Here is a 26,531-nt window from a genome sequence, read left to right as displayed (position 1 = left end):
TGCCAGGCATCAAATAAAGCAAAAGGCCATCCGTCAGGATGGCCTTTTTGCGTTGATGCAGAAAAAAATGCCGGATGCGACGCTGGCGCGTCTTCTCCAGCCTACTCTTGCTTATCCGGCCTGCTTTTGCATCCACTCCACCACAAAATCAGCCAGCCCCTCAATATCATTAATATCCAGTAACGCGACATCAAGATTAAGCGGCACATCACTGGCTACAGCAATAACATGCCTGTCTATCACTAATTCCTCCGGTCGATGTCCAGCTCCATCGCGAAACAGCACAATCTTCGCGATCTCTTCATGCTTGAACCCTTCAACCAGAATCAGATCCAGCTTTGAGGTATCCATTCGACTTGCGAGAAAATTCAGATCCAGCGCTTCTTCGTCTGGCGTCTCCGTTATTAGCGCCCAACGCTGCTGGCTGGCAACGATGGTTTGTGCCGCGCCAGCCTTGCGCAGCTCATAGCTATCTTTGCCCGGTTTATCGACATCCATATCATGATGCGTATGTTTAATCAGCCCCGGGCGGATCCCTCTGGCGCATAATACCGGGATCAGTTTTTTCAACAGCGTCGTTTTTCCGGTGCCGCTCCACGCGGCAAAGGCGAGTAGCGGTATCATTGTTTTTCCTGCCATCGGGCAAGCTCCTCTGGCGTATTCACGTTCACAAATGCTTCTTTACGGTCGCTAAAATCAACCGCGTGACCGCCAGCAAGATTCATAAATGCCATTACCCGGCGTTCTCCTGCTTGCAGATATTCCTGCAACAACGGCTCAATAGCGCGATTTACCAGAGCAATAGTTGGATGATCGCGTTCACCGTCATGGACCCACACAACAGGTGCATCTTTGCGCTGATGATTAAGCCGGGAGACTAAATCGTGGGGAATATAAGGCGTATCGCACGGACAAAACAGAAACCACTCACCTGCTTCCTGCTGCATTACCGAAAGCATTCCCGCCAGCGGGCCAGGATAATCCGCCAGTGAATCCGCTATTACTTTCAGACCACTGGCCTGATAGATTTCCTGATGACGATTGGCATTAACCACGACGTGAGACAGCTGCGCCATAAGCGCGTCAGCGACATGTTGCCACAACGGTTTGCCGTTTAATTCAAGCAATCCTTTATCTACGCCGCCCATTCGTCTGGCTTTACCGCCTGCCAGCACAACGCCTGTTATCGTCGTCATCAGATTCACCGATATCGCCTCTTTTATTGTGGGATTGACCCTGCTAACGTGTCTGTCTCAAGAGTAAGGAGCATTACTATGAAATGTAAACGTCTGAATGAAGTTATTGAACTCCTCCAGCCAGCCTGGCAAAAAGAGCCAGACCTTAACCTGCTGCAATTTTTGCAGAAACTGGCGAAAGAGTCAGGTTTTGACGGCGAACTGGCGGATTTGACGGATGACATTCTGATCTATCACCTGAAAATGCGCGATTCCGCGAAAGATGCGGTGATCCCTGGGTTGCAGAAAGATTATGAAGAAGACTTCAAAACGGCGCTATTACGCGCGCGTGGCGTAATTAAAGAGTAAAAGCTTGTAAGCGCTACCAACAAAATCATTGTGAAATGATATCCTTCATCATTCGTAATGTTTTCCGGATGATGGGATGAACAACAGCGCTTTTACTTTCCAGACACTACACCCGGATACCATCATGGACGCTCTGTTTGAGCATGGGATCCGGGTGGATTCCGGTCTTACCCCGCTTAACAGCTATGAAAACCGTGTCTATCAATTTCAGGACGAAGATCGTCGACGTTTTGTCGTCAAATTTTATCGCCCTGAACGTTGGACTGCCGATCAAATTCTCGAAGAACATCAATTTGCGTTGCAGCTGGTTAACGATGAAGTTCCGGTCGCAGCACCTGTGGCCTTTAACGGTCAAACTTTATTGAATCATCAGGGATTTTATTTCGCTGTTTTTCCAAGCGTCGGTGGTCGCCAGTTCGAAGCTGATAATATCGATCAGATGGAAGCGGTTGGGCGTTATTTAGGGCGTATGCACCAGACGGGGCGCAAACAGCTTTTTATCCATCGCCCGACCCTCGGTCTGAATGAATATCTCATTGAGCCACGCAAGCTGTTTGAAAATGCTACGCTGATACCTTCTGGGCTGAAAGCGGCCTTCCTTAAGGCAACGGATGAACTTATTACCGCCGTTACAGCACACTGGCGGGAGGACTTCACCGTTCTGCGATTACATGGTGACTGCCATGCCGGAAATATTCTCTGGCGCGATGGCCCAATGTTTGTCGATTTGGATGATGCGCGTAATGGCCCTGCAATTCAGGACCTGTGGATGTTGCTGAATGGCGATAAAGCTGAGCAGCGGATGCAGTTAGAAACTATTATTGAAGCTTATGAAGAATTTAGCGAGTTCGACACCGCTGAAATCGGACTGATTGAACCTTTACGCGCCATGCGTTTGGTTTATTATCTTGCCTGGCTAATGCGGCGTTGGGCTGATCCGGCGTTCCCGAAAAATTTCCCGTGGTTAACCGGGGAAGATTACTGGCTGCGACAGACGGCAACTTTTATAGAACAGGCAAAAGTTCTACAAGAACCCCCTTTGCAATTAACACCTATGTATTAATCGGAGAGAGTAGATCATGAAAAAGATTTGGCTGGCGCTGGCTGGTTTGGTTTTAGCGTTTAGCGCATCGGCGGCGCAGTATGAAGATGGTAAACAATACACCACGCTGGAAAAGCCGGTTGCTGGCGCACCGCAAGTGCTGGAGTTTTTCTCTTTCTTCTGCCCACACTGCTATCAGTTTGAAGAAGTTCTGCATATTTCTGAGAATGTGAAGAAAAAACTGCCGGAAGGTGTGAAGATGACTAAATACCACGTCAACTTCATGGGCGGGGAGCTGGGGCAATCTCTGACACAAGCGTGGGCTGTGGCGATGGCGCTGGGCGTAGAAGATAAAGTGACTGTACCACTGTTTGAAGGCGTACAGAAAACACAGACCATTCGCTCTACGGCCGACATTCGTGATGTCTTCATCAACGCAGGTATTAAAGGCGAAGAGTATGATGCAGCATGGAACAGCTTTGTTGTTAAATCTCTGGTCGCACAGCAAGAAAAAGCGGCTGCAGATGTACAATTGCGTGGCGTTCCAGCGATGTTTGTTAACGGTAAATATCAGCTGAATCCGCAGGGTATGGATACCAGCAATATGGATGTTTTTGTTCAGCAGTATGCTGATACAGTGAAATATCTGTCTGAGAAAAAATAATTTATTGTAATTCACATAAAGCCCGTGAATATTCACGGGCTTTTTTTGTTGTTTAATCAATATAAATACTTTCTGATAATTCACCTCGTTTCTGGACATTTTAATATCAAGCGCGGATATTAAAAGTTTTGCTGTTTTATCAGGGAATAATAGAAATGATACGTAAGTCAGCCACAGGTGTTATTGTTGCATTAGCCATTATCTGGGGCGGTGGAACATGGTATGAAGGGACTCAAATCCAGTCTGGCGTCGAAAAATTTATTAAAGATTTTAACGACAGTAAAAAGAAGGGAGAGCATGCCTATGATATGACCGCCAGCTATAAAAACTTTGACAAAGGTTTTTTTAGCTCTCATTTTCAAATGCTTATTACCTTTGATAAAGGTGCGCCAGATCTCAATATCAAGCCAGGACAAGGTATTGCATTTGATGTGGATGTCGATCATGGCCCCTTGCCGCTATCAATGTTAAAAAGCGGCAATATCTTACCTGCTATGGCGGCAGCAAAAGTTAAATTAGTCAATAATGAACTGACACAGCCGCTATTTATTGCTGCAAAAGATAGAGCGCCCGTCGAAGCGACATTGCGATTCGCCTTTGGCGGTTCTTTCTCTACAACTCTGGACGTTGCCCCTGCAGAGTATGGAAAACTCTCCTTTGGTGAAGGTCAGTTTACTTTTAATGGTGATGACAGTTCATTGTCTAATCTCGATGTTGAAGGCAAAGTCGAAGATATTGTTCTGGAATTATCGCCAATGAATAAAGTCACGGCGAAAAATTTTACCATTAATTCTCTGACGCGATTAGCAGAAAAGAAATTTCCGGTTGGTGAAAGCGAGTCGAAATTTAATCAGATCAGCATTATCAATCGCGGTGACGAAGTTGCCAAAATCGACGCTTTTGTCGCGAAAACCACACTAGAGCGCGTAAAAGATAAAGATTATATCAATGTGAATCTGACCTACGAACTTGATAAGTTAACAAAAGGGAATCAACAACTCGGTAGCGGTCAGTGGTCATTGATTGCTGAATCTATTGATCCCTTAGCAGTTCGCCAGTTTATCATCCAGTACAACATTGCGACGCAGAAGCAACTTGCAGCACACCCTGAGTTAGCAAATGATGAAGATGCACTGGAAGCAATGAATACTGCATTGTTCAAAGAGTATTTACCGTTATTACAAAAAAGTGAGCCGATCATTAAACTACCTGTAAGCTGGAAGAACGCTGTCGGTGAACTAAATGCTAATCTGGATATTAGTATTGTCGATCCAGCTAAATCTTCATCATCCACAAACAAAGATATTAAATCGTTCAATCTGGATATGAATGTACCGATTAATGTCGTCACTGAAATAGCTAAACAGCTTAATTTATCTGAAGGAATGGATGCTGAAAAAGCTCAAAAGCTGGCTGATAAACAAATCGGCGGAATGGCAACATTAGGTAAGATGTTTCAGTTAATCACAATTGACAACAATATTGCCTCGCTGCAACTGCATTATTTGCCAGGTAAAGTTGTTTTTAACGGTCAGGAGATGAGCGAAGAAGAATTTATGTCTCGTGCCGGACGTTTAGTGAATTAAAATGATAACTCGCCTCTGCTAATACGGAGGCGAGTTATAACTACTTATCCTGATGCCGTGATGACATCAGTGAAGTCAGAAGTCGGTCTTTTTCCTGCCACAGTGTGTTCAGCCACTGCTGAAAATGACGTTTGAAGCTTTTGTCATTGATATAGTCGCCATGCAACTCTTCAGCAATAGGTTGTAAATCCACATGCACGACAATCCGCGTCAGTTTGCCACTTAACATATCGAAGAATGGCTGGCGGTTATTGTCCGGATAACACAGCGTAACATTGAGTAGTTTATCGAATTGTTTACCCAGTACATTCAGTGCCATCGCGATACCGGCGGCTTTGGGAGGCAGGAGGTTTTTAAATGTCGAGTGGGTTTGCTGGTGTTTCTGTTCAGTAAAACGGGAGCCTTCAACAAAATTCACAATCGTGGTGGGATGCAGGCGAAACTTTTCGCAAGATCGGCGAGTGGTTTCAACATCTTTACCGCGCCGTTCCGGATGACGTATCAAATAAGCGCGGGAATAGCGCTTCATAAATGGCATATCCAGCGCCCAGCATGCCAGGCCAAGGAAAGGCACCCAGGCCAGTTGCTGCTTGAGAAAATATTTGTTCATTGGAATATGCTTACGAAACAACACGCACAGTACAACAATATCAGCCCAACTGCGGTGGTTACAAATAAGCAGATACCAGTTCTTCTTACTTAGTTCTTCCAGTCCGCGAACTTCCCATTGCAGGTGTGGGTTAAGGTGCAGTAATAGCGCTAATCCTTCACACCAGCAATACATCATAAAATCACAAAAAAGCGATACCTTTCGCCAAATCACTGGCACAGGTAACAATAGTTTTACGATCCCGGCAATGATGATCGGGACAGAACAAAAAATGGTGACCAAAATGGTCAATACGATACTCACCAAAAGTGTTATCGCAGCGAGTATTCTCGTCATAATTAAATTATTCAAAAGGTTAGCCATAGACAGTGCGCTAAAGAAGCGCAAGGCGCAGATTTTAGCAGAAAACGGCCCAAATAACGGATGATCCTTAGATAGAAAAATAATTCATATCTATCCACATTAGAAAAAATCCCTATTACTCAATCACCAGCAATGTTTTTATTTTTAACTTTATGAAAAACAACAATAAATATAATGCTGTAACAAGCATGATAATAAATTAAAAGTGATGTAAATAATTTATACACAAAGTTATCCACATGACGATTTGCGAGCGATCCAGAAGATCTACAAAAGATTTTCACGAAAAGCGGTGAAAAACTCATGTTTTCATCCTGTCTGTGGCATCCTTTACGCATAATCTGATAAACAGGCACGGACATTATGGTTCAGATCCCCCAAAACCCACTAATCCTTGTAGATGGTTCATCTTATCTTTATCGCGCATATCACGCGTTTCCGCCGCTGACTAACAGCGCAGGCGAGCCAACCGGTGCGATGTACGGTGTCCTCAACATGCTGCGTAGTCTGATCATGCAATACCAACCGACGCATGCAGCGGTGGTCTTTGACGCCAAGGGAAAAACCTTTCGTGATGAACTGTTTGAACATTACAAATCACATCGCCCGCCAATGCCGGACGATTTGCGCGCGCAGATCGAACCCCTGCACACTATGGTAAAAGCGATGGGGCTGCCTCTGCTGGCCGTTTCTGGCGTAGAAGCAGACGACGTTATCGGTACTCTGGCGCGCGAAGCCGAAAAAGCCGGGCGTCCGGTATTGATCAGCACCGGTGATAAAGATATGGCGCAGCTGGTGACGCCAAATATTACGCTTATCAACACCATGACAAATACTATCCTCGGCCCGGAAGAGGTGGTGAATAAGTACGGCGTACCGCCAGAACTGATCATCGACTTCCTCGCGCTGATGGGCGACTCTTCTGATAACATTCCTGGCGTACCGGGCGTCGGCGAAAAAACCGCGCAGGCGCTGCTACAAGGTCTTGGCGGCCTGGATACGCTGTATGCCGAGCCGGAAAAAATTGCTGGATTGAGCTTCCGTGGCGCGAAAACAATGGCGGCGAAGCTTGAGCAAAATAAAGAGGTGGCCTATCTCTCTTACCAGCTGGCGACGATTAAAACCGACGTTGAACTGGAACTGACCTGCGAACAACTGGAAGTACAACAACCGGCGGCTGAAGAGTTGTTGGGACTGTTCAAAAAGTATGAGTTCAAGCGTTGGACTGCTGATGTCGAAGCGGGCAAATGGTTACAGGCCAAAGGGGCAAAACCAGCCGCGAAGCCGCAGGAAACCATTGTTGTCGACGAAACACCCGAAGTGACTGCAACAGCGATTTCTTACGATAACTACGTCACTATTCTGGACGAAGAAACTCTAAAAGCATGGATTACGAAGCTGGAAAAAGCGCCGGTATTTGCATTTGATACCGAAACCGACAGCCTCGATAACATCTCTGCCAACCTGGTAGGGCTTTCTTTTGCTATCGAGCCAGGCGTAGCGGCCTATATTCCGGTTGCTCATGATTATCTTGATGCGCCCGATCAGATCTCTCGCGAGCGTGCACTCGAGTTGCTAAAACCGCTGCTGGAAGATGAAAAGGCGCTGAAGGTCGGGCAAAACCTGAAATACGATCGCGGCATTCTGGCGAATTACGGCATTGAGCTGCGGGGGATTGCGTTTGATACCATGCTCGAGTCCTACATTCTCAATAGCGTTGCCGGTCGCCACGATATGGACAGCCTCGCGGAACGTTGGTTGAAGCACAAAACCATCACTTTTGAAGAGATTGCCGGTAAAGGTAAAAATCAACTGACCTTTAACCAGATTGCCCTGGAAGAGGCCGGACGTTACGCCGCTGAAGATGCAGATGTCACCTTACAATTGCATCTGAAAATGTGGCCGGATCTGCAAAAACACAAAGGGCCACTAAACGTCTTCGAAAACATCGAAATGCCGCTGGTGCCGGTACTTTCGCGCATCGAACGCAACGGTGTGAAGATCGACCCGAAAGTGCTGCACAATCATTCTGAAGAACTCACCCTGCGTCTGGCTGAGCTGGAAAAGAAAGCGCATGAAATTGCAGGTGAAGAATTTAACCTTTCTTCCACCAAGCAACTGCAAACTATTCTTTTTGAAAAACAGGGTATTAAGCCGCTTAAGAAAACGCCGGGTGGTGCGCCGTCAACGTCGGAAGAGGTACTGGAAGAGCTGGCACTGGACTATCCGTTGCCAAAAGTGATTCTGGAGTATCGTGGTCTGGCGAAGCTGAAATCGACCTACACCGACAAGCTGCCGCTGATGATCAACCCGAAAACCGGGCGCGTGCACACCTCTTATCACCAGGCGGTAACTGCGACGGGGCGTTTATCCTCAACCGATCCTAACCTGCAAAACATTCCGGTGCGTAACGAAGAAGGCCGCCGTATCCGCCAGGCGTTTATTGCGCCGCAGGATTATGTGATAGTCTCGGCGGACTACTCGCAGATTGAACTGCGCATTATGGCGCATCTTTCACGAGACAAAGGCTTGCTGACCGCATTTGCAGAAGGAAAAGATATCCACCGGGCAACGGCGGCAGAAGTGTTTGGTTTGCCACTGGAAACCGTCACCAGCGAACAACGCCGTAGCGCGAAAGCGATCAACTTTGGTCTGATTTATGGCATGAGTGCTTTCGGTCTGGCGCGGCAATTGAACATTCCACGTAAAGAAGCACAGAAGTACATGGACCTTTACTTCGAACGCTACCCAGGCGTACTGGAATATATGGAACGCACTCGTGCTCAGGCGAAAGAGCAGGGATACGTTGAAACCCTGGACGGACGTCGCCTCTATCTGCCGGATATCAAATCCAGCAACGGTGCACGTCGTGCCGCGGCTGAACGTGCAGCCATTAACGCACCAATGCAGGGAACCGCTGCGGATATCATCAAACGGGCTATGATTGCCGTTGATGCCTGGCTACAGGAAGAGCAACCGCGCGTGCGAATGATCATGCAGGTACACGATGAACTGGTGTTTGAAGTTCATAAAGATGATGTCGATGCGGTAGCGAAGAAGATCCATCAGTTGATGGAAAACTGTACCCGCCTGGATGTGCCGTTGCTGGTGGAAGTGGGGAGTGGCGAAAACTGGGATCAGGCGCACTAAGATTTGCCTTAACAAGCCTTTTTTTCGTAACTAAGCAACATAACCAGCCACGATTTGTGATGGGTATTAGAAATTCCTATGCAACAACTGAAAAAAAATTACAAAAAGTGCTTTCTGAACTGAACAAAAAAGAGTAAAGTTAGTCGCGTAGGGTACAGAGGTAAGATGTTCTATCTTTCAGACCTTTTACTTCACGTAATCGGATTTGGCTGAATTTTTTAGCCGCCCCAGTCAGTAATGACTGGGGCGTTTTTTATTGTGCGAAAGAAAAGATCCGTATTGCCGGATACGTTGTGCTTAACAGGCCTACGGTAGAAAAATAGCTCATTGAATTTGCATGATTTTATGTGCCAGATACGCGATATCCGGCACATGCGTAAGGGCTAGAAAATTATTCGCCGTCCTGCGTTTCTTCTACAGGCTGCATCTCGCTGAACCAGGTATCCAGTTTCTGCCGCAGCTTATCCACACCTTGCTTCTTCAGAGAAGAGAATGTCTCTACCTGCACATCACCGTTAAACGCCAGCACTGCTTCACGCACCATATTCAATTGCGCTTTACGTGCACCGCTCGCCAGTTTATCCGCTTTGGTCAGCAACACCAGTACGGCGATATTGCTGTCCACCGCCCACTCAATCATCTGCTGGTCGAGATCTTTCAGCGGATGGCGAATATCCATCAGCACGACCAGGCCTTGTAGACTCTGACGTTTTTCGAGGTACTCACCGAGCGCGCGCTGCCATTTGCGCTTCATCTCTTCAGGAACTTCCGCGTAGCCATAGCCAGGCAAGTCGACCAGACGTTTGCCCTCAGCCACTTCAAACAGGTTGATAAGCTGGGTACGTCCTGGTGTTTTCGAGGTACGCGCCAGGCTTTTCTGGTTAGTTAGCGTGTTCAGCGCGCTGGATTTACCTGCGTTGGAACGGCCTGCAAAAGCCACTTCGATCCCGGTATCGGAAGGTAAGTGGCGAATATCAGGCGCACTCATCACAAAATGCGTCTGTTGATAATTCAAATTAGTCAAAGCGGTCGTCTCCGTCAGTCAAAGCTTTGCGGCGATTATACCTGAACCACAATAAAAGACGGATTTTTCGGCGTGAACGGTGTAAGTAAATACCATGTACTTTGTGAGACATTGCCGATTGTTTTTATGAGAAATCGAAGAGAAATTTCTGCGACACATGTCAAATAGGCTAAATAAATCATGTGATTAGTTTTATACAATAATCTGAAAATGAGTAAATACTGATGATAGTTTATTGTTTGTTTAACACAGAAGCGTAAAGTAGCACCCATAGAGCGAGGACGCTAACAGGAACGATGACTCAGGATGAGGGTCAGGAGCGCCAGGAGGCGAAGACAGAGGATTGTCAGGAAGACAAACGTCCGGAGACGTCACTAAAGGGAAATGGAATCAACACGGAATGTTCCGGCTAATGGAAAAACAGGGTGTGTTGGCGGCCTGCAAGGATTGTAAGACCCGTTAAGGGTTGTGAGTCAGGAAAAAAGGCGACAGAGTAATCTGTCGCCTTTTTTCTTTGCTTGCTTTCTGTTAGATTCCGCCGCAAATCTATACTAAATAAAACGGCTAAAAGACGAATTGATATGAAACCATCATCTTCAAACTCACGCAGCAAAGGCCATGCAAAAGCGCGTCGTAAAACCCGCGAAGAGCTGAATCAGGAAGCTCGTGATCGCAAGCGCCAGAAAAAACGTCGTGGTCATGCACCAGGCAGCCGCGCAGCGGGCGGTAGCGCTACTTCGGGTAGCAAAGGCCAGAATGCACCGAAAGATCCACGTATTGGCAGTAAAACCCCTATTCCATTGGGCGTGACTGAAAAAGTCACCAAACAGCACAAACCGAAGAGTGAGAAACCTATGCTTTCACCGCAGGCGGAGTTGGAGTTACTGGAGACGGATGAGCGTCTGGATGCGCTGCTGGAACGTCTGGAAGCAGGCGAAACCCTGAGTGCCGAAGAGCAATCCTGGGTAGATGCCAAGCTGGATCGTATTGATGAGCTGATGCAGAAACTCGGCCTCTCTTATGACGACGACGAAGAAGAGGAAGAAGACGAGAAGCAAGAAGACATGATGCGTCTGCTGCGGGGCAACTAACGGATTGCCGCCGTGGGCCTTCCCGTTCTGCTGATAACCCTTCCGGTTATATGTTATCTGGTGTGGTTATTCGTTAAACTACAGCGGTTGTCGCGGCGACAAAAGTGGCTGCGCAACCGGCTGATGACCCGAAACGGGCATCCGCCGGTACGCCGTAGCCGCCAGAGACGCCATCGGAAGGAGTGAGCATGTCTGTACAGCAAATCGACTGGGACCTGGCCCTGATCCAGAAATATAACTATTCCGGGCCACGATACACCTCGTACCCGACCGCGCTGGAGTTTTCAGAAGACTTCGGCGAACAGGCGTTTTTACAAGCCGTGGCGCGCTACCCAGAGCGTCCCTTATCTCTCTACGTACATATTCCGTTCTGCCACAAACTTTGCTACTTCTGCGGTTGCAACAAGATTGTGACTCGTCAGCAGCACAAGGCCGACCAGTATCTGGACGTGCTTGAGCAAGAAATCGTTCATCGTGCTCCGCTTTTTGTCGGGCGCAAGGTGAGCCAGCTGCACTGGGGCGGTGGAACGCCAACATACCTGAATAAAGCGCAAATCAGCCGCCTGATGAAGCTGTTGCGCGAAAACTTCCAGTTCAATGCCGATGCGGAAATCTCGATCGAAGTCGATCCGCGCGAAATCGAACTGGATGTACTGGATCATTTACGCGCCGAAGGCTTTAACCGCCTGAGCATGGGCGTGCAGGACTTCAACAAAGAAGTACAGCGTCTGGTTAACCGCGAGCAGGATGAAGAGTTCATCTTTGCGCTGCTTAACCATGCGCGTGAGATTGGCTTTACCTCCACCAACATTGACCTGATTTACGGCCTGCCGAAACAGACGCCGGAGAGTTTCGCCTTTACCCTGAAACGCGTGGCGGAACTGAACCCTGACCGTCTGAGCGTCTTTAACTACGCGCATCTGCCAACTATTTTTGCCGCCCAGCGCAAAATCAAAGATGCTGACTTGCCGAGTCCGCAACAAAAACTCGATATTCTGCAGGAAACCATCGCCTTCCTGACACAATCGGGCTATCAGTTTATCGGTATGGATCACTTTGCTCGCCCGGATGACGAGCTGGCAGTGGCCCAGCGTGAAGGCGTGCTGCATCGTAACTTCCAGGGCTACACCACCCAGGGCGATACCGATCTGCTTGGGATGGGCGTTTCCGCCATCAGCATGATTGGCGACTGCTACGCGCAGAACCAGAAAGAGTTGAAGCAGTACTATCAGCAGGTGGATGAACAAGGTAATGCGCTGTGGCGTGGTATTGCGCTAACGCGTGATGACTGTATTCGCCGCGATGTGATTAAGTCGCTCATCTGCAACTTCCGTCTGGATTACGCCCCCATTGAGCAACAGTGGGATTTGCACTTCGCTGATTACTTTGCGGAAGATCTCAAGCTGCTGGCCCCATTAGCAAAAGACGGGCTGGTGGATGTGGATGAGAAGGGGATTCAGGTGACGGCGAAAGGTCGCTTGCTGATCCGCAACATTTGCATGTGCTTTGATACGTATCTGCGCCAGAAAGCGCGAATGCAGCAGTTCTCACGGGTGATTTAAATAGTGAATGGCGCTTCGTTTACAACGGTGATAAACGAAAGCGCCATCAATGTGCTGAGAACAAGGTTGCCTGATGCGCTACGCTTGTCAGGTCTACAAAATCTGTTTTTGTAGGCCGGATAAGGCGTTCACGCCGCATTCGGCATGAACAAAGAGCACTTCATCAGCAATCTGAAACTCAGCTAAACAGCCCAATCATTGCGGCACACAGCACGGCAGCAACGGCAGTTTGCGGCGTGTGGCTGTTAACTGCGCCACTTGATAGCAGATTAATTATTGATTCCAGCATAATGACACTCCCCCCGTTTTTCGGGCATGATCATACTGAACTTACCGGAACAGTAAAGCGCAAAATAACAGCAATTTGCGCTCAATAATCAATCTTTACATGGCGAGCCTGAATCACTCCATTCCAAGCTCTTTTAACTTACGCGTCAGGGTGTTACGCCCCCAGCCAAGTAAGCGCGCAGCTTCCTGTTTATGCCCCTGCGTATGTCGCAACGCGGTAGTCAGTAACGTCCGCTCCAGCTCTGGTTGCGCTTCAGACAGCAAGTTTTGATGACCGGAACGTAGCGCCCGATCTGCCCACTGTGCTAACAGCGTTGCCCAACTGTCCGGCTGCATTTGTGAAGTGCTTTCCGGTACGGTTGATTCAAACAGTTCGCCAGGCAAATCCTGAATCAACACTTCCTGTCCGGCAGCCATTACCGTTAGCCAGCGGCAGGTGTTTTCCAGCTGGCGCACGTTGCCTGGCCACGCCAGACGCGTCAGAGCGGCTTCAGTTTCCGGATGCAGCAACTTTGCTTCTACGCCCAGCTCGCGAGCGGCAACTTGTAAAAAATGGCGTGCCAGACGGGGAATATCTTCCCGACGCTCACGCAGCGGCGGCAGATGAACACGGATAACGTTCAGGCGATGGAACAAATCCTCACGGAACTTGCCTTCCTGCACCCGCTGTTCGAGATTCTGGTGAGTGGCAGCGATAATCCGCACATCCACTTTCACCGGCGCATAGCCGCCAACGCGATAAAACTGACCGTCTGCCAGCACGCGCAGCAAACGCGTCTGCACATCCAGTGGCATATCGCCAATTTCATCGAGAAATAACGTGCCGCCATCGGCCTGTTCAAAACGCCCCTGACGAATGGTATTCGCGCCGGTAAACGCGCCTTTCTCGTGACCGAACAGTTCTGATTCGATCAAATCCTTCGGGATAGCCGCCATATTGAGCGCGATAAACGGCGCTTTGGCTCGCGGACTGTGGCGATGCAGGGCATGAGCGACCAGTTCTTTACCGGTACCGGATTCGCCGTTAATCAGCACGCTAATAGAAGAACGCGAAAGCCGACCGATAATACGGAACACGTCCTGCATGGCTGGCGCTTCGCCGATGATATCGGTCGTTGGGCCGTTAAGCTGAACATTACGCGGTTGTTGCTGTTCCTGGTAATGACTGATGGCACGTTCAACCAGCGCCACGGCTTCGTCGATATCAAACGGTTTGGGCAGATAATCAAACGCCCCTTGTTGATAGGCGCTGACGGCAGCATCCAGATCGGAATGTGCGGTCATAATGATGACCGGAAGCATCGGATGGCGCTGTTTAATCTGCTTGAGCAGCGCCAGCCCGTCCATTCCCGGCATACGTATATCTGAAAGCAGCACATCCGGCGTTTTGCTCGCCAGCGCCTCCAGTACCTCCGCGCCGTTCTCAAACGTCGTACAGGTTAAACCTGCCCCAGCGAGCGCACGTTCAAGCACCCAACGGATGGAACTATCGTCATCGACTACCCAGACTATCCCTCGTTGCATAAACGTCACCTTTATTTCCTGATAGGCAGGTAAACCGAGAACTCGGTATGACCTGGCCAACTGGTAAATTCAATTTTGCCTGAATGCTGATCAATCAAATTACGGGCGATGGATAAGCCAAGCCCGGTGCCACCTTCGCGGCCGCTGACCATCGGGTAAAACAGCGTATCCTGCAAATGAGGCGGAATGCCCGGCCCGTTGTCTTCCACATCAATCCGCGCCGCCAGCCGATAGCGTTCGCCGTGTAAGGTCAGTTGAAACGCGGTGCGGGTACGCAGAATGATTTCACCACCTTCCGGCCCCAGCGCCTGTAGCGCATTGCGCACAATATTCAGCAGCACTTGCTCAATTTGATCCGGGTCGTGCGCCAGTTCCGGCAGGCTGGGGTCGTAATCACGAATCAACCGCACGTTGTCCGGCAGTTCCATCGACACCAGCGTCACCACGCGTTCAGCCACTTTGTGAATACTTTCGGTAACGCGCGTACCGGGCAGCTGCGGCCCCAACAGACGGTCGACCAGATTTCGCAGCCGGTCCGCCTGTTCGATAATCACTTTGGTATATTCCAGCAGCGACGGGTCAGGTAACGCTTTGCTGAGCAGCTGCGCCGCGCCGCGTAAACCGCCAAGCGGATTTTTAATCTCATGTGCCAGGCCGCGCACTAAATCACGGGCAGCAACCTGCTGGGCGTGCTGTAGCTGTTCCTGACTTAAGCGGCGCTGGTTATCCATCGGTGCCATCTCCAGCAGGATCATGCCGTCCGGCATACGCTGGGCAGTCACAGAAAGAATATGCGAACGACCGTCGATGACCAGCGTCACTTCGTTATCGGTAAAACCTTGCCCCGCCTCCAGACTTTCTTGCATCAACTCGATATTTAATGAGAAGTAGCTCAACAGTTCCGGTAACGGTGTACCAAACAATTTGCGGGAGCTTTGGGCGAGCAGTTGTTGCGCGGCGGGGTTGGCGTAATGGATCGCCAGATTGTCATCAATTAACAAAATACTGTTAATCAGCGAGTTGAGGATCTGCCCAGCATCGGGCTGCGTGCCTGTTGCCATAAAGCAGTCTCCTGAACAGGTTGCACCATTTTAGTGCATTATAGCTTTTTACGGATAAAAAGCGCGAAGCATCACAGAAGTTACGGAGAAAAAAGCCCATGCAGAGATGGGCTGAAATTTCCACGGCAACTAAAAACCAGTCCCATCAGGCTATTTTATTTGCCATTTTGAACCTGGGCAGTGCTCGAACTCCTCACGTACCGGTGTACGCTCCGGGTTCTGCGCGCTGTCCGTGTTCAAACTGGCTGCAACAATTACGCCAGATGGGTCTGGTTGGAACCCCCGGCGTTGTTGCGCCGGGTAGTACAACTTCAACTATTAGACGCTGTAGTACAGCTCAAACTCTACCGGATGCGGAGTCATACGCACGCGGTCATCTTCTTCGCGACGCAGAGCGATGTACGCATCGATCGCTTCATCAGTGAACACGCCACCGGCTTTCAGGAACTCGCGGTCCAGATCCAGTTCGTTCAGTGCTTCTTCCAGAGAGCCTGCAACCTGTGGGATCTCTTTCGCTTCTTCTGGCGGCAGGTCATACAGGTTTTTGTCCATGGCTTCGCCCGGATGGATCTTGTTTTTGATGCCATCAAGACCGGCCATCAGCAGGGCAGCAAAGCACAGGTACGGGTTAGCCGCCGGGTCCGGGAAACGCACTTCGATACGACGCGCTTTCGGAGAAGAAACCACCGGAATACGGATAGATGCAGAACGGTTACGCGCAGAGTAAGCCAGCATTACCGGTGCTTCGTAGCCCGGGACCAGACGCTTGTAAGAGTTGGTGGTCGGGTTTGCCAGGGCGTTAATCGCTTTAGCGTGTTTGATTACGCCGCCAATATAGTACAGCGCCTGTTCAGACAGACCTGCGTATTTGTCGCCCGCGAACAGGTTAACGCCGTTTTTAGACAGCGACATGTGGCAGTGCATACCGGAGCCGTTATCACCGAACATCGGTTTTGGCATAAAGGTCGCGGTTTTGCCGAAGCGGTGCGCTACGTTGTGCACAACATATTTGTAGATCTGAATTTCGTCAGCTTTTTTGGTCATGGTATTGAAGCGGGTAGCCACTTCGTTCTGACCAGCAGTCGCTACTTCGTGGTGATGGGCTTCAACCACCAGACCCATCTGTTCCATCACCAGACACATTTCAGAACGAATATCCTGAGCAGAGTCTACCGGAGGCACCGGGAAGTAACCACCTTTCACTGCCGGACGGTGACCTTTGTTACCACCTTCGTATTGGGTGGAGGAGTTCCATGCACCTTCGATATCGTCGATAGCAACGTGAGAACCGGAGATAGATGATCCGAAACGGATGTCATCGAACAGGAAGAATTCAGGTTCTGGCCCGAACAGTACGGTGTCGGCAATGCCAGTAGAACGCAGGTAATCTTCAGCGCGCTTCGCGATGGAGCGCGGGTCACGGTCATAGCCTTGCAGGGTGCCAGGTTCAAGGATGTCGCAACGGATAATCAGGGTAGAGTCGGCGAAGAACGGGTCAATCACTGCGGTGGATGCGTCTGGCATCAGCACCATGTCGGATTCGTTAATGCCTTTCCAGCCGCCAATCGAGGAGCCGTCAAACATTTTGCCTTCTTCGAAGAATTCAGCATTCACCTGATGAGCAGGGATAGTGACGTGCTGTTCTTTACCTTTGGTATCGGTGAAGCGCAAATCAACAAACTTCACTTCGTGCTCGTTCAGCATCGTCAGTACGTGTTCAGCGGACATACTTTAACTCTCCTGGATTGGTCATTGTCGTCGTGGTAACGAAATCTGCAATTATTTTGGCCGTGTCGCCGTAAAAAAGATAAAGCGAAATCTGTGCCAACTTTTAAATTGCCCCTAAAAGGCGTTATCATGCTTAACATCGTGCAAAAGGGCTGCACCATGATGTGAATGTTGCACCAATATAGTGCTTCAATGGAAACATTAAGCACCATGTTGGTGCAATGACCTTTGGATAACCCTTTTTATGCTCCGTGAAAGCGATCACAAAGGGACTCTGCAATACTTGTTTGCGGAGGATGTTTGTGATCCTGTTTTGTAGTGCGATTAATCCGTGTACAATAACGCGCTATTTCTAATGCCTGAGGCAAAGTTGTGATCGAAAAATTGCGTAATATCGCCATCATCGCGCACGTCGACCATGGTAAAACCACCCTGGTAGACAAGCTGCTCCAACAATCCGGTACGTTCGACTCTCGTGCCGAAACCCAAGAGCGCGTGATGGACTCCAACGATTTGGAGAAAGAGCGTGGGATTACCATCCTCGCGAAAAACACCGCTATCAAATGGAATGATTACCGTATCAATATCGTTGATACCCCGGGGCACGCCGACTTCGGTGGTGAAGTTGAACGTGTAATGTCCATGGTAGACTCAGTGCTGCTGGTGGTTGACGCATTTGACGGCCCGATGCCGCAAACGCGCTTCGTAACCAAAAAAGCGTTTGCTTACGGCCTGAAGCCGATTGTTGTTATCAACAAAGTTGACCGCCCTGGCGCGCGTCCTGACTGGGTTGTGGATCAGGTATTCGACCTGTTCGTAAACCTCGACGCGACCGACGAGCAGCTGGACTTCCCGATCGTTTACGCTTCTGCGCTGAACGGTATCGCGGGTCTGGACCACGAAGATATGGCGGAAGACATGACCCCGCTGTATCAGGCGATTATTGACCACGTTCCTGCGCCGGACGTTGACCTTGACGGTCCGTTCCAGATGCAGATTTCTCAGCTCGATTACAACAGCTATGTTGGTGTTATCGGCATTGGCCGCATCAAGCGCGGTAAAGTGAAGCCGAACCAGCAAGTTACTATCATCGATAGCGAAGGCAAAACCCGCAACGCGAAAGTCGGTAAAGTGCTGGGCCACCTCGGTCTGGAACGTATCGAAACCGATCTGGCGGAAGCTGGCGATATCGTGGCGATCACGGGCCTTGGCGAACTGAACATTTCTGACACCGTTTGCGACACGCAAAACGTTGAAGCGCTGCCGGCACTCTCCGTTGATGAACCGACCGTTTCTATGTTCTTCTGCGTTAACACCTCGCCGTTCTGCGGTAAAGAAGGTAAGTTCGTAACGTCTCGTCAGATCCTGGACCGTCTGAACAAAGAACTGGTACACAACGTTGCGCTGCGCGTAGAAGAAACCGAAGACGCCGATGCGTTCCGCGTTTCTGGTCGTGGCGAACTGCACCTGTCTGTTCTGATCGAAAACATGCGTCGTGAAGGTTTCGAACTGGCGGTATCCCGTCCGAAAGTTATCTTCCGTGAAATCGACGGTCGTAAACAAGAGCCGTATGAAAACGTGACTCTGGACGTTGAAGAACAGCATCAGGGTTCTGTGATGCAGGCGCTGGGCGAACGTAAAGGCGACCTGAAAAACATGAATCCAGACGGTAAAGGCCGCGTACGTCTCGACTACGTGATCCCAAGCCGTGGTCTGATCGGCTTCCGTTCTGAGTTCATGACCATGACTTCCGGTACAGGTCTGCTGTACTCCACCTTCAGCCATTACGACGACGTTCGTCCGGGTGAAGTGGGTCAGCGTCAGAACGGCGTACTGATCTCTAACGGTCAGGGTAAAGCGGTAGCGTTCGCGCTGTTCGGTCTGCAGGATCGCGGTAAGCTGTTCCTCGGTCACGGTGCAGAAGTTTACGAAGGTCAGATTATCGGTATTCACAGCCGCTCTAACGACCTGACTGTAAACTGCCTGACCGGTAAGAAACTGACCAACATGCGTGCTTCCGGTACTGACGAAGCCGTTGTTCTGGTTCCGCCTATCCGCATGACCCTGGAACAAGCTCTGGAGTTCATCGATGATGACGAACTGGTAGAAGTGACTCCGACCTCTATCCGTATTCGTAAACGTCACCTGACGGAAAACGATCGTCGTCGCGCTAACCGCGCACCGAAAGACGATTAATTTCGTTTTTTAGTCATAAAAAACCTGCCAGCGATGGCAGGTTTTTTTTTGCCTGTCGTGAGCGCTCACCAATGCGGGTATCTCCCTTATAAGTTTGTGGTTACGTCAATAGAGAGCTTTGTCACAATTATCTGCAAAGTCATACGCCGTTAATTGCTTTCTTTTTTGGCGTAAGCGTAAGATGCCTCATCTGGTTTAAACCAAAAGGATTAAACAATGACGGGAAATCAATCCACCGTAGAAAATGCAAAAGAGAAACTGGATCGGTGGTTAAAAGATGGCATCACTACGCCGGGTGGAAAACTCCCTTCAGAAAGAGAGCTGGGAGAGCTGCTGGGCATTAAACGTATGACGCTGCGCCAGGCGTTGCTGAACCTCGAGGCAGAATCCAAAATCTTCCGTAAGGATCGTAAAGGGTGGTTCGTGACTCAGCCGCGATTTAATTACAGCCCGGAGCTGTCGGCGAGCTTTCAGCGGGCCGCAATTGAGCAAGGGCGGGAACCTTCCTGGGGGTTTACCGAGAAAAGCCGTACCAGCGACATTCCCCAGACGCTTGCGCCACTGATTGCAGTGACGCCATCAACCGAACTCTATCGAATTACCGGCTGGGGGGCGCTGGAAGGACATAAAGTTTTCTATCACGAAACATATATTAATCCTGAAGTTGCCCCAGGTTTTATTGAACAACTTGAAAACCACTCATTTTCTGCAGTCTGGGAAAAGTGCTACCAAAAAGAGACGGTAGTAAAAAGATTGATTTTCAAACCCGTCAGAATGCCGGGCGATATCAGCAAGTATCTTGGCGGTTCTGCGGGTATGCCTGCGATCTTAATTGAAAAGCATCGCGCCGACCAGCAAGGCAATATTGTCCAGATAGATATTGAATATTGGCGATTTGAGGCCGTAGACCTCATCATTAATCTGTAGGTGTTTTATGGTGACAACAAATAACGCAAGAAAGATTCTACAACGTGTCGATACTCTTCCTCTTTATTTACATGCCTATGCCTTTCATTTAAATATGCGGCTGGAAAGAGTATTGCCTGCTGATTTACTTGATATCGCGAGTGAAAATAATCTGCGGGGCGTCAAAATTCATGTTCTGGATGGCGAGCGTTTTTCTCTTGGCAATATGGACGATAAAGAACTCTCTGCCTTTGGTGATAAAGCCCGCCGTCTGAACCTTGATATTCATATTGAAACCAGCGCCTCAGATAAGGCATCTATTGACGAAGCCGTCGCCATCGCGTTGAAAACTGGGGCATCGTCCGTACGTTTTTATCCACGTTATGAAGGTAATTTGCGCGACGTATTATCGATCATCGCTAACGACATTGCCTATGTACGGGAAACGTATCAGGACAGCGGCCTGACTTTTACGATCGAGCAGCATGAAGATTTAAAAAGCCATGAGCTGGTGTCGCTGGTCAAAGAAAGTGAGATGGAGTCTCTTTCCTTACTGTTTGATTTTGCGAACATGATCAATGCAAATGAGCATCCCATCGACGCTTTAAAAACGATGGCGCCACATATTACCCAGGTGCATATCAAAGATGCATTGATTGTTAAAGAACAGGGGGGGCTGGGCCATAAAGCCTGTATTTCAGGTCAGGGAGATATGCCATTCAAGGCGTTATTAACGCACCTTATCTGCCTGGGCGATGATGAGCCGCAGGTGACGGCATATGGCCTGGAAGAAGAGGTTGATTATTATGCTCCGGCGTTCCGCTTTGAAGACGAAGATGATAATCCGTGGATCCCTTATCGCCAGATGAGTGAAACACCACTACCAGAAAATCATTTACTGGATGCGCGGTTACGTAAAGAAAAAGAAGATGCGATTAATCAGATAAATCATGTGCGTAACGTACTACAACAAATCAAACAAGAGGCAAGCCATCTTCTGAACCACTAATAAGTTTTAACTCATACGCAGTTAATAAAACCATTTCATAAGAATGGTCGATATCTTATTGCCTTTAAAACAGTGATTTTAAAAATCGCTTAGGGAATGTTATGCTCACGAAAAAGAAATGGGCGTTATTTAGTCTATTAACACTGTGTGGCGGTACAATTTATAAATTACCGTCGCTGAAAGATGCGTTTTATATCCCGATGCAGGAATATTTCCATTTGACTAATGGTCAAATTGGTAATGCTATGTCGGTAAACTCATTTGTCACCACAGTGGGCTTTTTTCTGTCTATTTATTTTGCCGATAAACTACCGCGCAGATACACCATGTCACTCTCACTCATTGCGACGGGATTACTGGGTGTTTATTTGACAACAATGCCGGGGTATTGGGGCATCCTCTTTGTCTGGGCGCTATTTGGCGTTACCTGCGACATGATGAACTGGCCGGTCTTGCTCAAGTCAGTAAGTCGATTGGGCAATAGCGAACAACAAGGTCGGTTGTTTGGCTTCTTCGAAACAGGGCGTGGCATTGTCGATACCGTGGTGGCATTTTCTGCGTTGGCAGTATTTACCTGGTTTGGCAGTGGCTTATTGGGCTTTAAAGCGGGTATCTGGTTCTATTCCCTTATTGTGATTGCTGTGGGCGTTATCATTTTCTTTGTCCTCAATGACAAAGAAGAGGCACCGTCCGTGGAGGCGAAAAAAGAAGACGGAGCATCGCAAAACACCAGTATGACCTCGGTGCTGAAAGACAAAACCATCTGGCTTATCGCTTTCAACGTCTTCTTCGTTTACGCGGTGTACTGTGGCCTGACGTTCTTCATTCCATTCTTGAAAAACATCTATCTACTGCCCGTTGCGCTGGTGGGGGCTTACGGCATCATTAACCAATACTGTCTGAAAATGATCGGTGGACCGATTGGTGGCATGATTTCAGATAAGATCCTGAAATCGCCGAGTAAATATCTATGCTACACCTTTATCATCAGTACCGCTGCGCTCGTACTGTTGATTATGCTGCCGCACGAAAGTATGCCGGTATATTTAGGGATGGCCTGTACATTGGGCTTTGGTGCGATAGTCTTTACACAGCGAGCCGTATTTTTTGCACCTATTGGCGAAGCAAAAATTGCTGAAAATAAAACAGGCGCGGCGATGGCGTTGGGGAGCTTTATCGGTTACGCCCCGGCGATGTTCTGCTTCAGTCTGTATGGCTACATTCTGGATTTAAATCCGGGGATTATTGGCTACAAAATCGTGTTTGGCATTATGGCCTGCTTCGCATTCTGTGGTGCGGTGGTTTCCGTAATGCTGGTTAAGCGAATTAGCCAACGTAAGAAAGAGATGCTGGCGGCTGAAGCTTAATTAATGGCCGGATGTGCTTAATCCGGCCAACGAAAACCGTATCAACCGTAGGCCGCATCCGGCAAAATAAAATCCGCTGAATCCCCAGCGGATTTTTCGAAGTTTCAATTTCAGGAAACTTCCTGCTCGGCAACCACCAGTTCAACATTCTCTTCACTTAACAACTGGCAGAAAGAATTGGGAGGCGGGGCATCAGTAAAAAAAGCCCTGACATTCCGCGCATTGCCAATTGAAACCGCAGCCGAAGCGGCAAACTTAGTATGATCTGCCACTAGCAATGTATTCCGCGCGTGTTTAATCATCGTTCTCGCGACTAACGCTTCATTGACATCAAATTCCAGCAGGGTGCCGTCATGTTCAATGGCACCAATACTGGTGATTAAATAGTCTGCGCGAAAACCTTCAATAAAATCCACGGCTCCAGGGCCGATAATCCCACCGTTATGGGCGCGTAAAGTGCCTCCCGGCACCATCACTTCAATATCCTGATTCTTATAAAGAATCTGTGCCACACGCAGGCTGTTAGTGATAATGCGTAAATCACGACGGTTGAGTAATGCCCTGGCAACGGCTTCTACGGTTGTACCGATGGTGATAAAGACAGTACAGCGTTCGGGAAGGTAATCGGCGACCGCCTCAGCGATCGCCCGTTTCTCGGCGGTTAGCGAAAGTTCCCGTTGCTCAAAAGCGGTATTCATGACGCTGGAGACGCGCCCGGCTCCTCCATGATGACGGGTGATCAACCCCTGCTCACTGAGTTTTCGGATATCCCGGCGCACGGTTTGCGTTGAAACATCCAGCAGTTGTGCCAGTTCTTCAATATTCATATAACCGCGTTCTGCGATTAGATGAACGAGTTGGTCATGGCGTGGATTACCTGTCACTTCGATGATACTCATGAATACTCCCTTGCCCCTCCTCGGTAGATGTTTACCATTTTACGCATAAAGTGACAAAAATGATTCGGTTTGCTCACGATTAGGAATGCCAGCCCGACCGCCAGGCTGGGTACATTTCATCGCGGCAACCGCACTGGCAAAACGAATAGCCTCTTTTGTTGGCATTTTTTCTGCCAACGCTACCGCGAGTGCGCCGTGAAAAACATCGCCTGCTCCAGTGGTATCAACCACATTGACAGAAAATGCCTCCTGTTGACACAAATGATCATCTTCAATCCACAACGAACCTTCAGAACCCAGCGTGACATACACTTTACCTGCTGTTTGTGTCGTTGCCTGGTACAAGCTTTCTTCAGGTGACTGAAGGCCAGTCATACGTTTCAGCCCTGGCGTAGAGAAAACGGCGTGATCGGCAAGCGCGACAAGTGGAGAAATATCCTGCGGTGTCATATCGGCGTCTAAAAGTGTTGTCACACCCGCAAGGCGCGCTAGCGAGAATGCTTTTTCAGTACCGCTATGCCAGCGAACATCGGCCAGAATCAGATCATAACGAGAGAAATCGATCGCTTCTAACCATTCGGCATCAGTACCGAGATCAGGACTTGGATAATTAACGATAATCCGTTCGCCATGCTGATCAACGAGGATCGCTGATTGCGACGAACGGGCGTTAGGATATCGGCGGCAAAATGCGGTATTGACGCCCCAACCCTCAAGTTCTGCAAGTAAGGTATTTCCACAACTGTCATCGCCGACGCGACCGATGAAATCAACCTCCACGCCAAGCTTTGCGATTGCAACAGCGGCTGTTGCTGCAGGGCCGCCACCAATCTCAAGATAATGATTTGCCTGATATTTCCCGCCGCCCTCCGGCAGAGTGGGCAAAGAATAAATCCTGTCCTGAACTGTGATACCCACGCATGCAATTCTGGTCATATTTGTCTTGTCCTGTTTAAGTTTGTCGTCTTTGGTCAATTTAAATGACACAAATGATCAAATTAGTGATGCGTGTCGTGTTTTTGAACATAAATTACAAATATGCTCAAAAACAGACGAAAACGAATTTTCAATTGTCATTATTTTGTCAATGTCAGACAGGAGAGCATTCATGGCAACCATTGCATTTCTCGGGCTGGGGCAGATGGGTAGCCCAATGGCTAACAATCTATTGCAAAAAGGGCATTCATTGCAGGTATTTGATGTCAATGCACAGGCCGTCGATGCGCTAGTTACGCAGGGGGCCACTGCGGCACAAATCCCAGCAGAAGCGGCAGCAGGCGCTGAATTTATCATCACTATGCTTCCCAATGGTGACATTGTTCGACAGGTGCTGTTGGGGGAAAAAGGCGTCTGTGAAACTGTTTCATCTGACGCGTTAGTGATTGATATGTCGACTATTCATCCCTTACAGACCGATGCATTAATACGGGAATTACAAGAAAAAGGCATCAGTATGATGGACGCCCCCGTGGGCAGAACGTCCGTGAATGCGATTGATGGCACATTGCTGATTTTAGCGGGTGGCACTGATGAGCAGATTGCGCGTGCACGCCCGATTCTCATGTGCATGGGTAATGAGCTGGTTGAGGCTGGCGGCCCAGGAATGGGGATCCGTGTGAAGCTAATTAACAACTATATGAGCATTGCGCTTAATGCGCTGTCCTCCGAAGCCGCTGTGTTATGTGAGTCACTGGGATTAAATCTTGATGTCGCAATTAAGGTGATGAGTGGTACGGCAGCAGGGAAAGGACATTTTACGACCACCTGGCCTGGCAAAGTGCTGAAAGGCGATCTTTCTCCCGCCTTCATGGTGGACCTGGCATTGAAAGATCTGCGTATTGCAGTTGACGTCGCTCGGGAAACGGGGGCGCCGCTCAATATGGGGATTGCAGCAGAAAGTTATTACGCCGCAGCAAGTCAAGACGGCAAAGGGCGGCAGGACTGGAGCGCCCTGCTAAATCAGGTTCGCCAGCAGGCTGGTCTTTAATTTTATCTATTAACAGGAGTTTCTATGTCACCCCACTTCACCCCATACACGCTGAAAGATATCTCCCGCCCAGGTGGTGGATTCGCCATGTTAGCTGTCGATCAGCGTGAGGCCATGCGCCTGATGTTTGCGGCAGCAGGGCAGCCAAAACCCATCGCCGACTGTGTACTCACCGATTTTAAAGTTGCCGCGACCCGAATCCTTTCTCCTTATGCTTCTGCCGTTCTGGCGGATAAACAATTTTGTCTTGAGCAAATAGTCGAGCAGGGCGCTGTTGCTAATTCTTGCGGCCTGATTGTCGCTGCCGATCTTTTTATCCCAGGTAATGGCATCCCGGTTGATAGCGTTGAAATAGATATGTCCGTCGACCCGCATAAAGCCCGTGAAATGGGGGCTAAGGCAATGAAATTACTTGTACTCTGGCGTGAAGATGAACCCGCAGAGGAACGTCTGGCAATGGTTGATAAATTTGTTCGTCGCTGCCGTAGTGCCGGGCTGGTTAGCATTATTGAACCTGTGGTGCGTCCACCTCGTCGTGGTTGGGACTTTGATCGTGAAAGCGCCATTGTTGCCGCCGCCGCAGAGCTTGGTGGAACAGAGGCTGATCTTTACAAAGCCGAGATGCCATTAGGGGGCAAAGGCGATGAAAAAACCTTACTTGCCGCCTGTCAGAAACTTAACGATCAGATGAAGATGCCGTGGGTAATTCTTTCTTCTGGCGTTGATGCCGATATTTTTGGCCGCGCAGTCAGTATTGCCATGAAAGGTGGTGCGTCGGGCTTCCTGGCTGGACGAGCGGTTTGGGCGTCGGTTGTTGGTGCACAAGATCCACAAACTATGCTGCGCGATGTCTCCGTTCCACGCTTGCAACGGCTGGCTGAAATTGTCGATGAAGGTATCGCGCAACGCTAATCCCCTATGGATATCGAT

The 26,531-nt window shown here is 49.1% G+C and carries 23 protein-coding genes and 1 pseudogene; 14 read left to right on the top strand and 10 right to left on the bottom strand.

Going from position 1 to position 26,531, the window contains the following annotated elements; translation table 11 throughout:
* Window positions 1–111: 111 nt before the first annotated feature.
* Both mobB and mobA read right to left on the bottom strand, forming a co-directional pair.
* Window positions 112–639 carry a molybdopterin-guanine dinucleotide biosynthesis protein MobB gene (gene mobB / locus FEK47_RS05100; RefSeq protein ID WP_135410567.1) on the bottom strand — a complete coding sequence of 176 codons (528 nt, stop codon included), beginning with the start codon at window positions 637–639 and terminating at the stop codon, window positions 112–114.
* Window positions 621–1,205 (bottom strand): molybdenum cofactor guanylyltransferase MobA, encoded by a 585-nt coding sequence (mobA, locus tag FEK47_RS05095; protein WP_135486870.1) that lies wholly within the window; start codon window positions 1,203–1,205, stop codon window positions 621–623. Before mobA ends, mobB begins: the two co-directional genes overlap by 19 nt.
* Window positions 1,206–1,274: 69 nt before the next feature.
* Between mobA and FEK47_RS05090 the strand changes: the two genes are divergently transcribed.
* From FEK47_RS05090 to FEK47_RS05075, 4 genes are all read left to right on the top strand, one after another.
* On the top strand, window positions 1,275–1,544 hold the full coding sequence (locus FEK47_RS05090; RefSeq protein WP_001295263.1) for a YihD family protein: 270 nt from the start codon (window positions 1,275–1,277) through the stop codon (window positions 1,542–1,544).
* Window positions 1,545–1,620: 76 nt separating this feature from the next.
* Entirely contained in the window at window positions 1,621–2,607 is a 987-nt protein-coding gene (srkA, locus tag FEK47_RS05085; protein ID WP_135486869.1) for a stress response kinase SrkA, read from the top strand.
* 16 nt (window positions 2,608–2,623) lie between these two features.
* Window positions 2,624–3,250: a thiol:disulfide interchange protein DsbA gene (gene dsbA, locus FEK47_RS05080; protein WP_064527999.1), complete on the top strand. Its 627-nt coding sequence runs from the start codon at window positions 2,624–2,626 to the stop codon at window positions 3,248–3,250.
* 155 nt (window positions 3,251–3,405) lie between these two features.
* Entirely contained in the window at window positions 3,406–4,836 is a 1,431-nt protein-coding gene (locus tag FEK47_RS05075) for a DUF945 family protein (protein WP_135486868.1), read from the top strand.
* Window positions 4,837–4,876: 40 nt separating this feature from the next.
* Here the strand turns inward: FEK47_RS05075 and FEK47_RS05070 are convergent, their stop codons facing one another.
* The gene (locus FEK47_RS05070; RefSeq protein ID WP_130216165.1) at window positions 4,877–5,809 is read right to left on the bottom strand and encodes an acyltransferase; all 933 of its coding nucleotides are present in this window, start codon (window positions 5,807–5,809) and stop codon (window positions 4,877–4,879) included.
* Between the two features lie 363 nt (window positions 5,810–6,172).
* Between FEK47_RS05070 and polA the strand changes: the two genes are divergently transcribed.
* Entirely contained in the window at window positions 6,173–8,959 is a 2,787-nt protein-coding gene (gene polA, locus FEK47_RS05060; RefSeq protein ID WP_130209966.1) for a DNA polymerase I, read from the top strand.
* A gap of 391 nt (window positions 8,960–9,350) precedes the next feature.
* Here the strand turns inward: polA and yihA are convergent, their stop codons facing one another.
* The gene (gene yihA / locus FEK47_RS05055) at window positions 9,351–9,983 is read right to left on the bottom strand and encodes a ribosome biogenesis GTP-binding protein YihA/YsxC (protein ID WP_130209968.1); all 633 of its coding nucleotides are present in this window, start codon (window positions 9,981–9,983) and stop codon (window positions 9,351–9,353) included.
* 296 nt (window positions 9,984–10,279) lie between these two features.
* Between yihA and FEK47_RS05050 the strand changes: the two are divergent.
* The 3 genes and pseudogenes from FEK47_RS05050 (at window position 10,280) to hemN (ending at window position 12,636) form a co-directional block, all read left to right on the top strand.
* A pseudogene (locus FEK47_RS05050) lies at window positions 10,280–10,446 on the top strand (hypothetical protein).
* Window positions 10,447–10,564: 118 nt separating this feature from the next.
* A complete protein-coding gene (gene yihI, locus FEK47_RS05040) occupies window positions 10,565–11,074 on the top strand; it encodes a Der GTPase-activating protein YihI (protein WP_130209972.1) in 510 nt (169 codons plus the stop codon).
* A gap of 188 nt (window positions 11,075–11,262) precedes the next feature.
* Entirely contained in the window at window positions 11,263–12,636 is a 1,374-nt protein-coding gene (gene hemN / locus FEK47_RS05035) for an oxygen-independent coproporphyrinogen III oxidase (RefSeq protein ID WP_135486866.1), read from the top strand.
* Window positions 12,637–12,814: 178 nt separating this feature from the next.
* Here hemN and FEK47_RS05030 read toward each other — a convergent pair whose 3' ends face one another.
* The 4 genes from FEK47_RS05030 to glnA form a co-directional block, all read right to left on the bottom strand.
* Window positions 12,815–12,925 carry a YshB family small membrane protein gene (locus tag FEK47_RS05030; RefSeq protein ID WP_064527982.1) on the bottom strand — a complete coding sequence of 37 codons (111 nt, stop codon included), beginning with the start codon at window positions 12,923–12,925 and terminating at the stop codon, window positions 12,815–12,817.
* Between the two features lie 113 nt (window positions 12,926–13,038).
* On the bottom strand, window positions 13,039–14,448 hold the full coding sequence (gene glnG / locus FEK47_RS05025) for a nitrogen regulation protein NR(I) (protein ID WP_088563506.1): 1,410 nt from the start codon (window positions 14,446–14,448) through the stop codon (window positions 13,039–13,041).
* An 11-nt stretch (window positions 14,449–14,459) separates the two neighbouring features.
* A complete protein-coding gene (gene glnL, locus FEK47_RS05020; protein WP_000190577.1) occupies window positions 14,460–15,509 on the bottom strand; it encodes a nitrogen regulation protein NR(II) in 1,050 nt (349 codons plus the stop codon).
* Between the two features lie 318 nt (window positions 15,510–15,827).
* Window positions 15,828–17,237 (bottom strand): glutamate--ammonia ligase, encoded by a 1,410-nt coding sequence (gene glnA / locus FEK47_RS05015; protein WP_001271717.1) that lies wholly within the window; start codon window positions 17,235–17,237, stop codon window positions 15,828–15,830.
* 372 nt (window positions 17,238–17,609) lie between these two features.
* Between glnA and typA the strand changes: the two genes are divergently transcribed.
* From typA to FEK47_RS04995, 4 genes are all read left to right on the top strand, one after another.
* On the top strand, window positions 17,610–19,433 hold the full coding sequence (gene typA / locus FEK47_RS05010) for a ribosome-dependent GTPase TypA (protein ID WP_001514692.1): 1,824 nt from the start codon (window positions 17,610–17,612) through the stop codon (window positions 19,431–19,433).
* A gap of 216 nt (window positions 19,434–19,649) precedes the next feature.
* Window positions 19,650–20,360, top strand: coding sequence for a GntR family transcriptional regulator (locus FEK47_RS05005; protein WP_135486865.1), 711 nt, complete (start codon window positions 19,650–19,652; stop codon window positions 20,358–20,360).
* Between the two features lie 7 nt (window positions 20,361–20,367).
* On the top strand, window positions 20,368–21,348 hold the full coding sequence (locus FEK47_RS05000; protein WP_130216175.1) for a TIM barrel protein: 981 nt from the start codon (window positions 20,368–20,370) through the stop codon (window positions 21,346–21,348).
* A 101-nt stretch (window positions 21,349–21,449) separates the two neighbouring features.
* Window positions 21,450–22,715: an MFS transporter gene (locus tag FEK47_RS04995; protein ID WP_130216177.1), complete on the top strand. Its 1,266-nt coding sequence runs from the start codon at window positions 21,450–21,452 to the stop codon at window positions 22,713–22,715.
* Window positions 22,716–22,825: 110 nt separating this feature from the next.
* Here the strand turns inward: FEK47_RS04995 and FEK47_RS04990 are convergent, their stop codons facing one another.
* Together FEK47_RS04990 and FEK47_RS04985 are read right to left on the bottom strand one after the other, a co-directional pair.
* Window positions 22,826–23,614 (bottom strand): DeoR/GlpR family DNA-binding transcription regulator, encoded by a 789-nt coding sequence (locus FEK47_RS04990; RefSeq protein WP_000022286.1) that lies wholly within the window; start codon window positions 23,612–23,614, stop codon window positions 22,826–22,828.
* Between the two features lie 39 nt (window positions 23,615–23,653).
* Window positions 23,654–24,550, bottom strand: coding sequence for a sugar kinase (locus tag FEK47_RS04985; RefSeq protein ID WP_135405538.1), 897 nt, complete (start codon window positions 24,548–24,550; stop codon window positions 23,654–23,656).
* A 172-nt stretch (window positions 24,551–24,722) separates the two neighbouring features.
* Between FEK47_RS04985 and yihU the strand changes: the two genes are divergently transcribed.
* Both yihU and FEK47_RS04975 read left to right on the top strand, forming a co-directional pair.
* Window positions 24,723–25,601 carry a sulfolactaldehyde 3-reductase gene (gene yihU, locus FEK47_RS04980; protein ID WP_135486864.1) on the top strand — a complete coding sequence of 293 codons (879 nt, stop codon included), beginning with the start codon at window positions 24,723–24,725 and terminating at the stop codon, window positions 25,599–25,601.
* Window positions 25,602–25,625: 24 nt separating this feature from the next.
* On the top strand, window positions 25,626–26,513 hold the full coding sequence (locus tag FEK47_RS04975; RefSeq protein ID WP_135486863.1) for an aldolase: 888 nt from the start codon (window positions 25,626–25,628) through the stop codon (window positions 26,511–26,513).
* Window positions 26,514–26,531: the final 18 nt, after the last annotated feature.

The organism is Escherichia sp. E3659 (genome assembly GCF_005781135.1).
Classification (GTDB): Bacteria; Pseudomonadota; Gammaproteobacteria; order Enterobacterales; family Enterobacteriaceae; genus Escherichia.
Note: the sequence above shows the minus strand (reverse complement) of the source record. Positions and strands in the feature narration are given on the sequence as shown.

Bases quoted from the DNA above. Each gene is read 5' to 3' on its own strand.
- mobB (WP_135410567.1), bottom strand. From the start codon at position 639: ATGGCAGGAAAAACAATGATACCGCTACTCGCCTTTGCCGCGTGGAGC.
- FEK47_RS05090 (WP_001295263.1), top strand. From the start codon at position 1,275: ATGAAATGTAAACGTCTGAATGAAGTTATTGAACTCCTCCAGCCAGCC.
- srkA (WP_135486869.1), top strand. From the start codon at position 1,621: ATGAACAACAGCGCTTTTACTTTCCAGACACTACACCCGGATACCATC.
- dsbA (WP_064527999.1), top strand. From the start codon at position 2,624: ATGAAAAAGATTTGGCTGGCGCTGGCTGGTTTGGTTTTAGCGTTTAGC.
- FEK47_RS05075 (WP_135486868.1), top strand. From the start codon at position 3,406: ATGATACGTAAGTCAGCCACAGGTGTTATTGTTGCATTAGCCATTATC.
- FEK47_RS05070 (WP_130216165.1), bottom strand. From the start codon at position 5,809: ATGGCTAACCTTTTGAATAATTTAATTATGACGAGAATACTCGCTGCG.
- polA (WP_130209966.1), top strand. From the start codon at position 6,173: ATGGTTCAGATCCCCCAAAACCCACTAATCCTTGTAGATGGTTCATCT.
- yihI (WP_130209972.1), top strand. From the start codon at position 10,565: ATGAAACCATCATCTTCAAACTCACGCAGCAAAGGCCATGCAAAAGCG.
- hemN (WP_135486866.1), top strand. From the start codon at position 11,263: ATGTCTGTACAGCAAATCGACTGGGACCTGGCCCTGATCCAGAAATAT.
- FEK47_RS05030 (WP_064527982.1), bottom strand. From the start codon at position 12,925: ATGCTGGAATCAATAATTAATCTGCTATCAAGTGGCGCAGTTAACAGC.
- glnG (WP_088563506.1), bottom strand. From the start codon at position 14,448: ATGCAACGAGGGATAGTCTGGGTAGTCGATGACGATAGTTCCATCCGT.
- glnL (WP_000190577.1), bottom strand. From the start codon at position 15,509: ATGGCAACAGGCACGCAGCCCGATGCTGGGCAGATCCTCAACTCGCTG.
- glnA (WP_001271717.1), bottom strand. From the start codon at position 17,237: ATGTCCGCTGAACACGTACTGACGATGCTGAACGAGCACGAAGTGAAG.
- FEK47_RS05005 (WP_135486865.1), top strand. From the start codon at position 19,650: ATGACGGGAAATCAATCCACCGTAGAAAATGCAAAAGAGAAACTGGAT.
- FEK47_RS05000 (WP_130216175.1), top strand. From the start codon at position 20,368: ATGGTGACAACAAATAACGCAAGAAAGATTCTACAACGTGTCGATACT.
- FEK47_RS04995 (WP_130216177.1), top strand. From the start codon at position 21,450: ATGCTCACGAAAAAGAAATGGGCGTTATTTAGTCTATTAACACTGTGT.
- FEK47_RS04990 (WP_000022286.1), bottom strand. From the start codon at position 23,614: ATGAGTATCATCGAAGTGACAGGTAATCCACGCCATGACCAACTCGTT.
- FEK47_RS04985 (WP_135405538.1), bottom strand. From the start codon at position 24,550: ATGACCAGAATTGCATGCGTGGGTATCACAGTTCAGGACAGGATTTAT.
- yihU (WP_135486864.1), top strand. From the start codon at position 24,723: ATGGCAACCATTGCATTTCTCGGGCTGGGGCAGATGGGTAGCCCAATG.
- FEK47_RS04975 (WP_135486863.1), top strand. From the start codon at position 25,626: ATGTCACCCCACTTCACCCCATACACGCTGAAAGATATCTCCCGCCCA.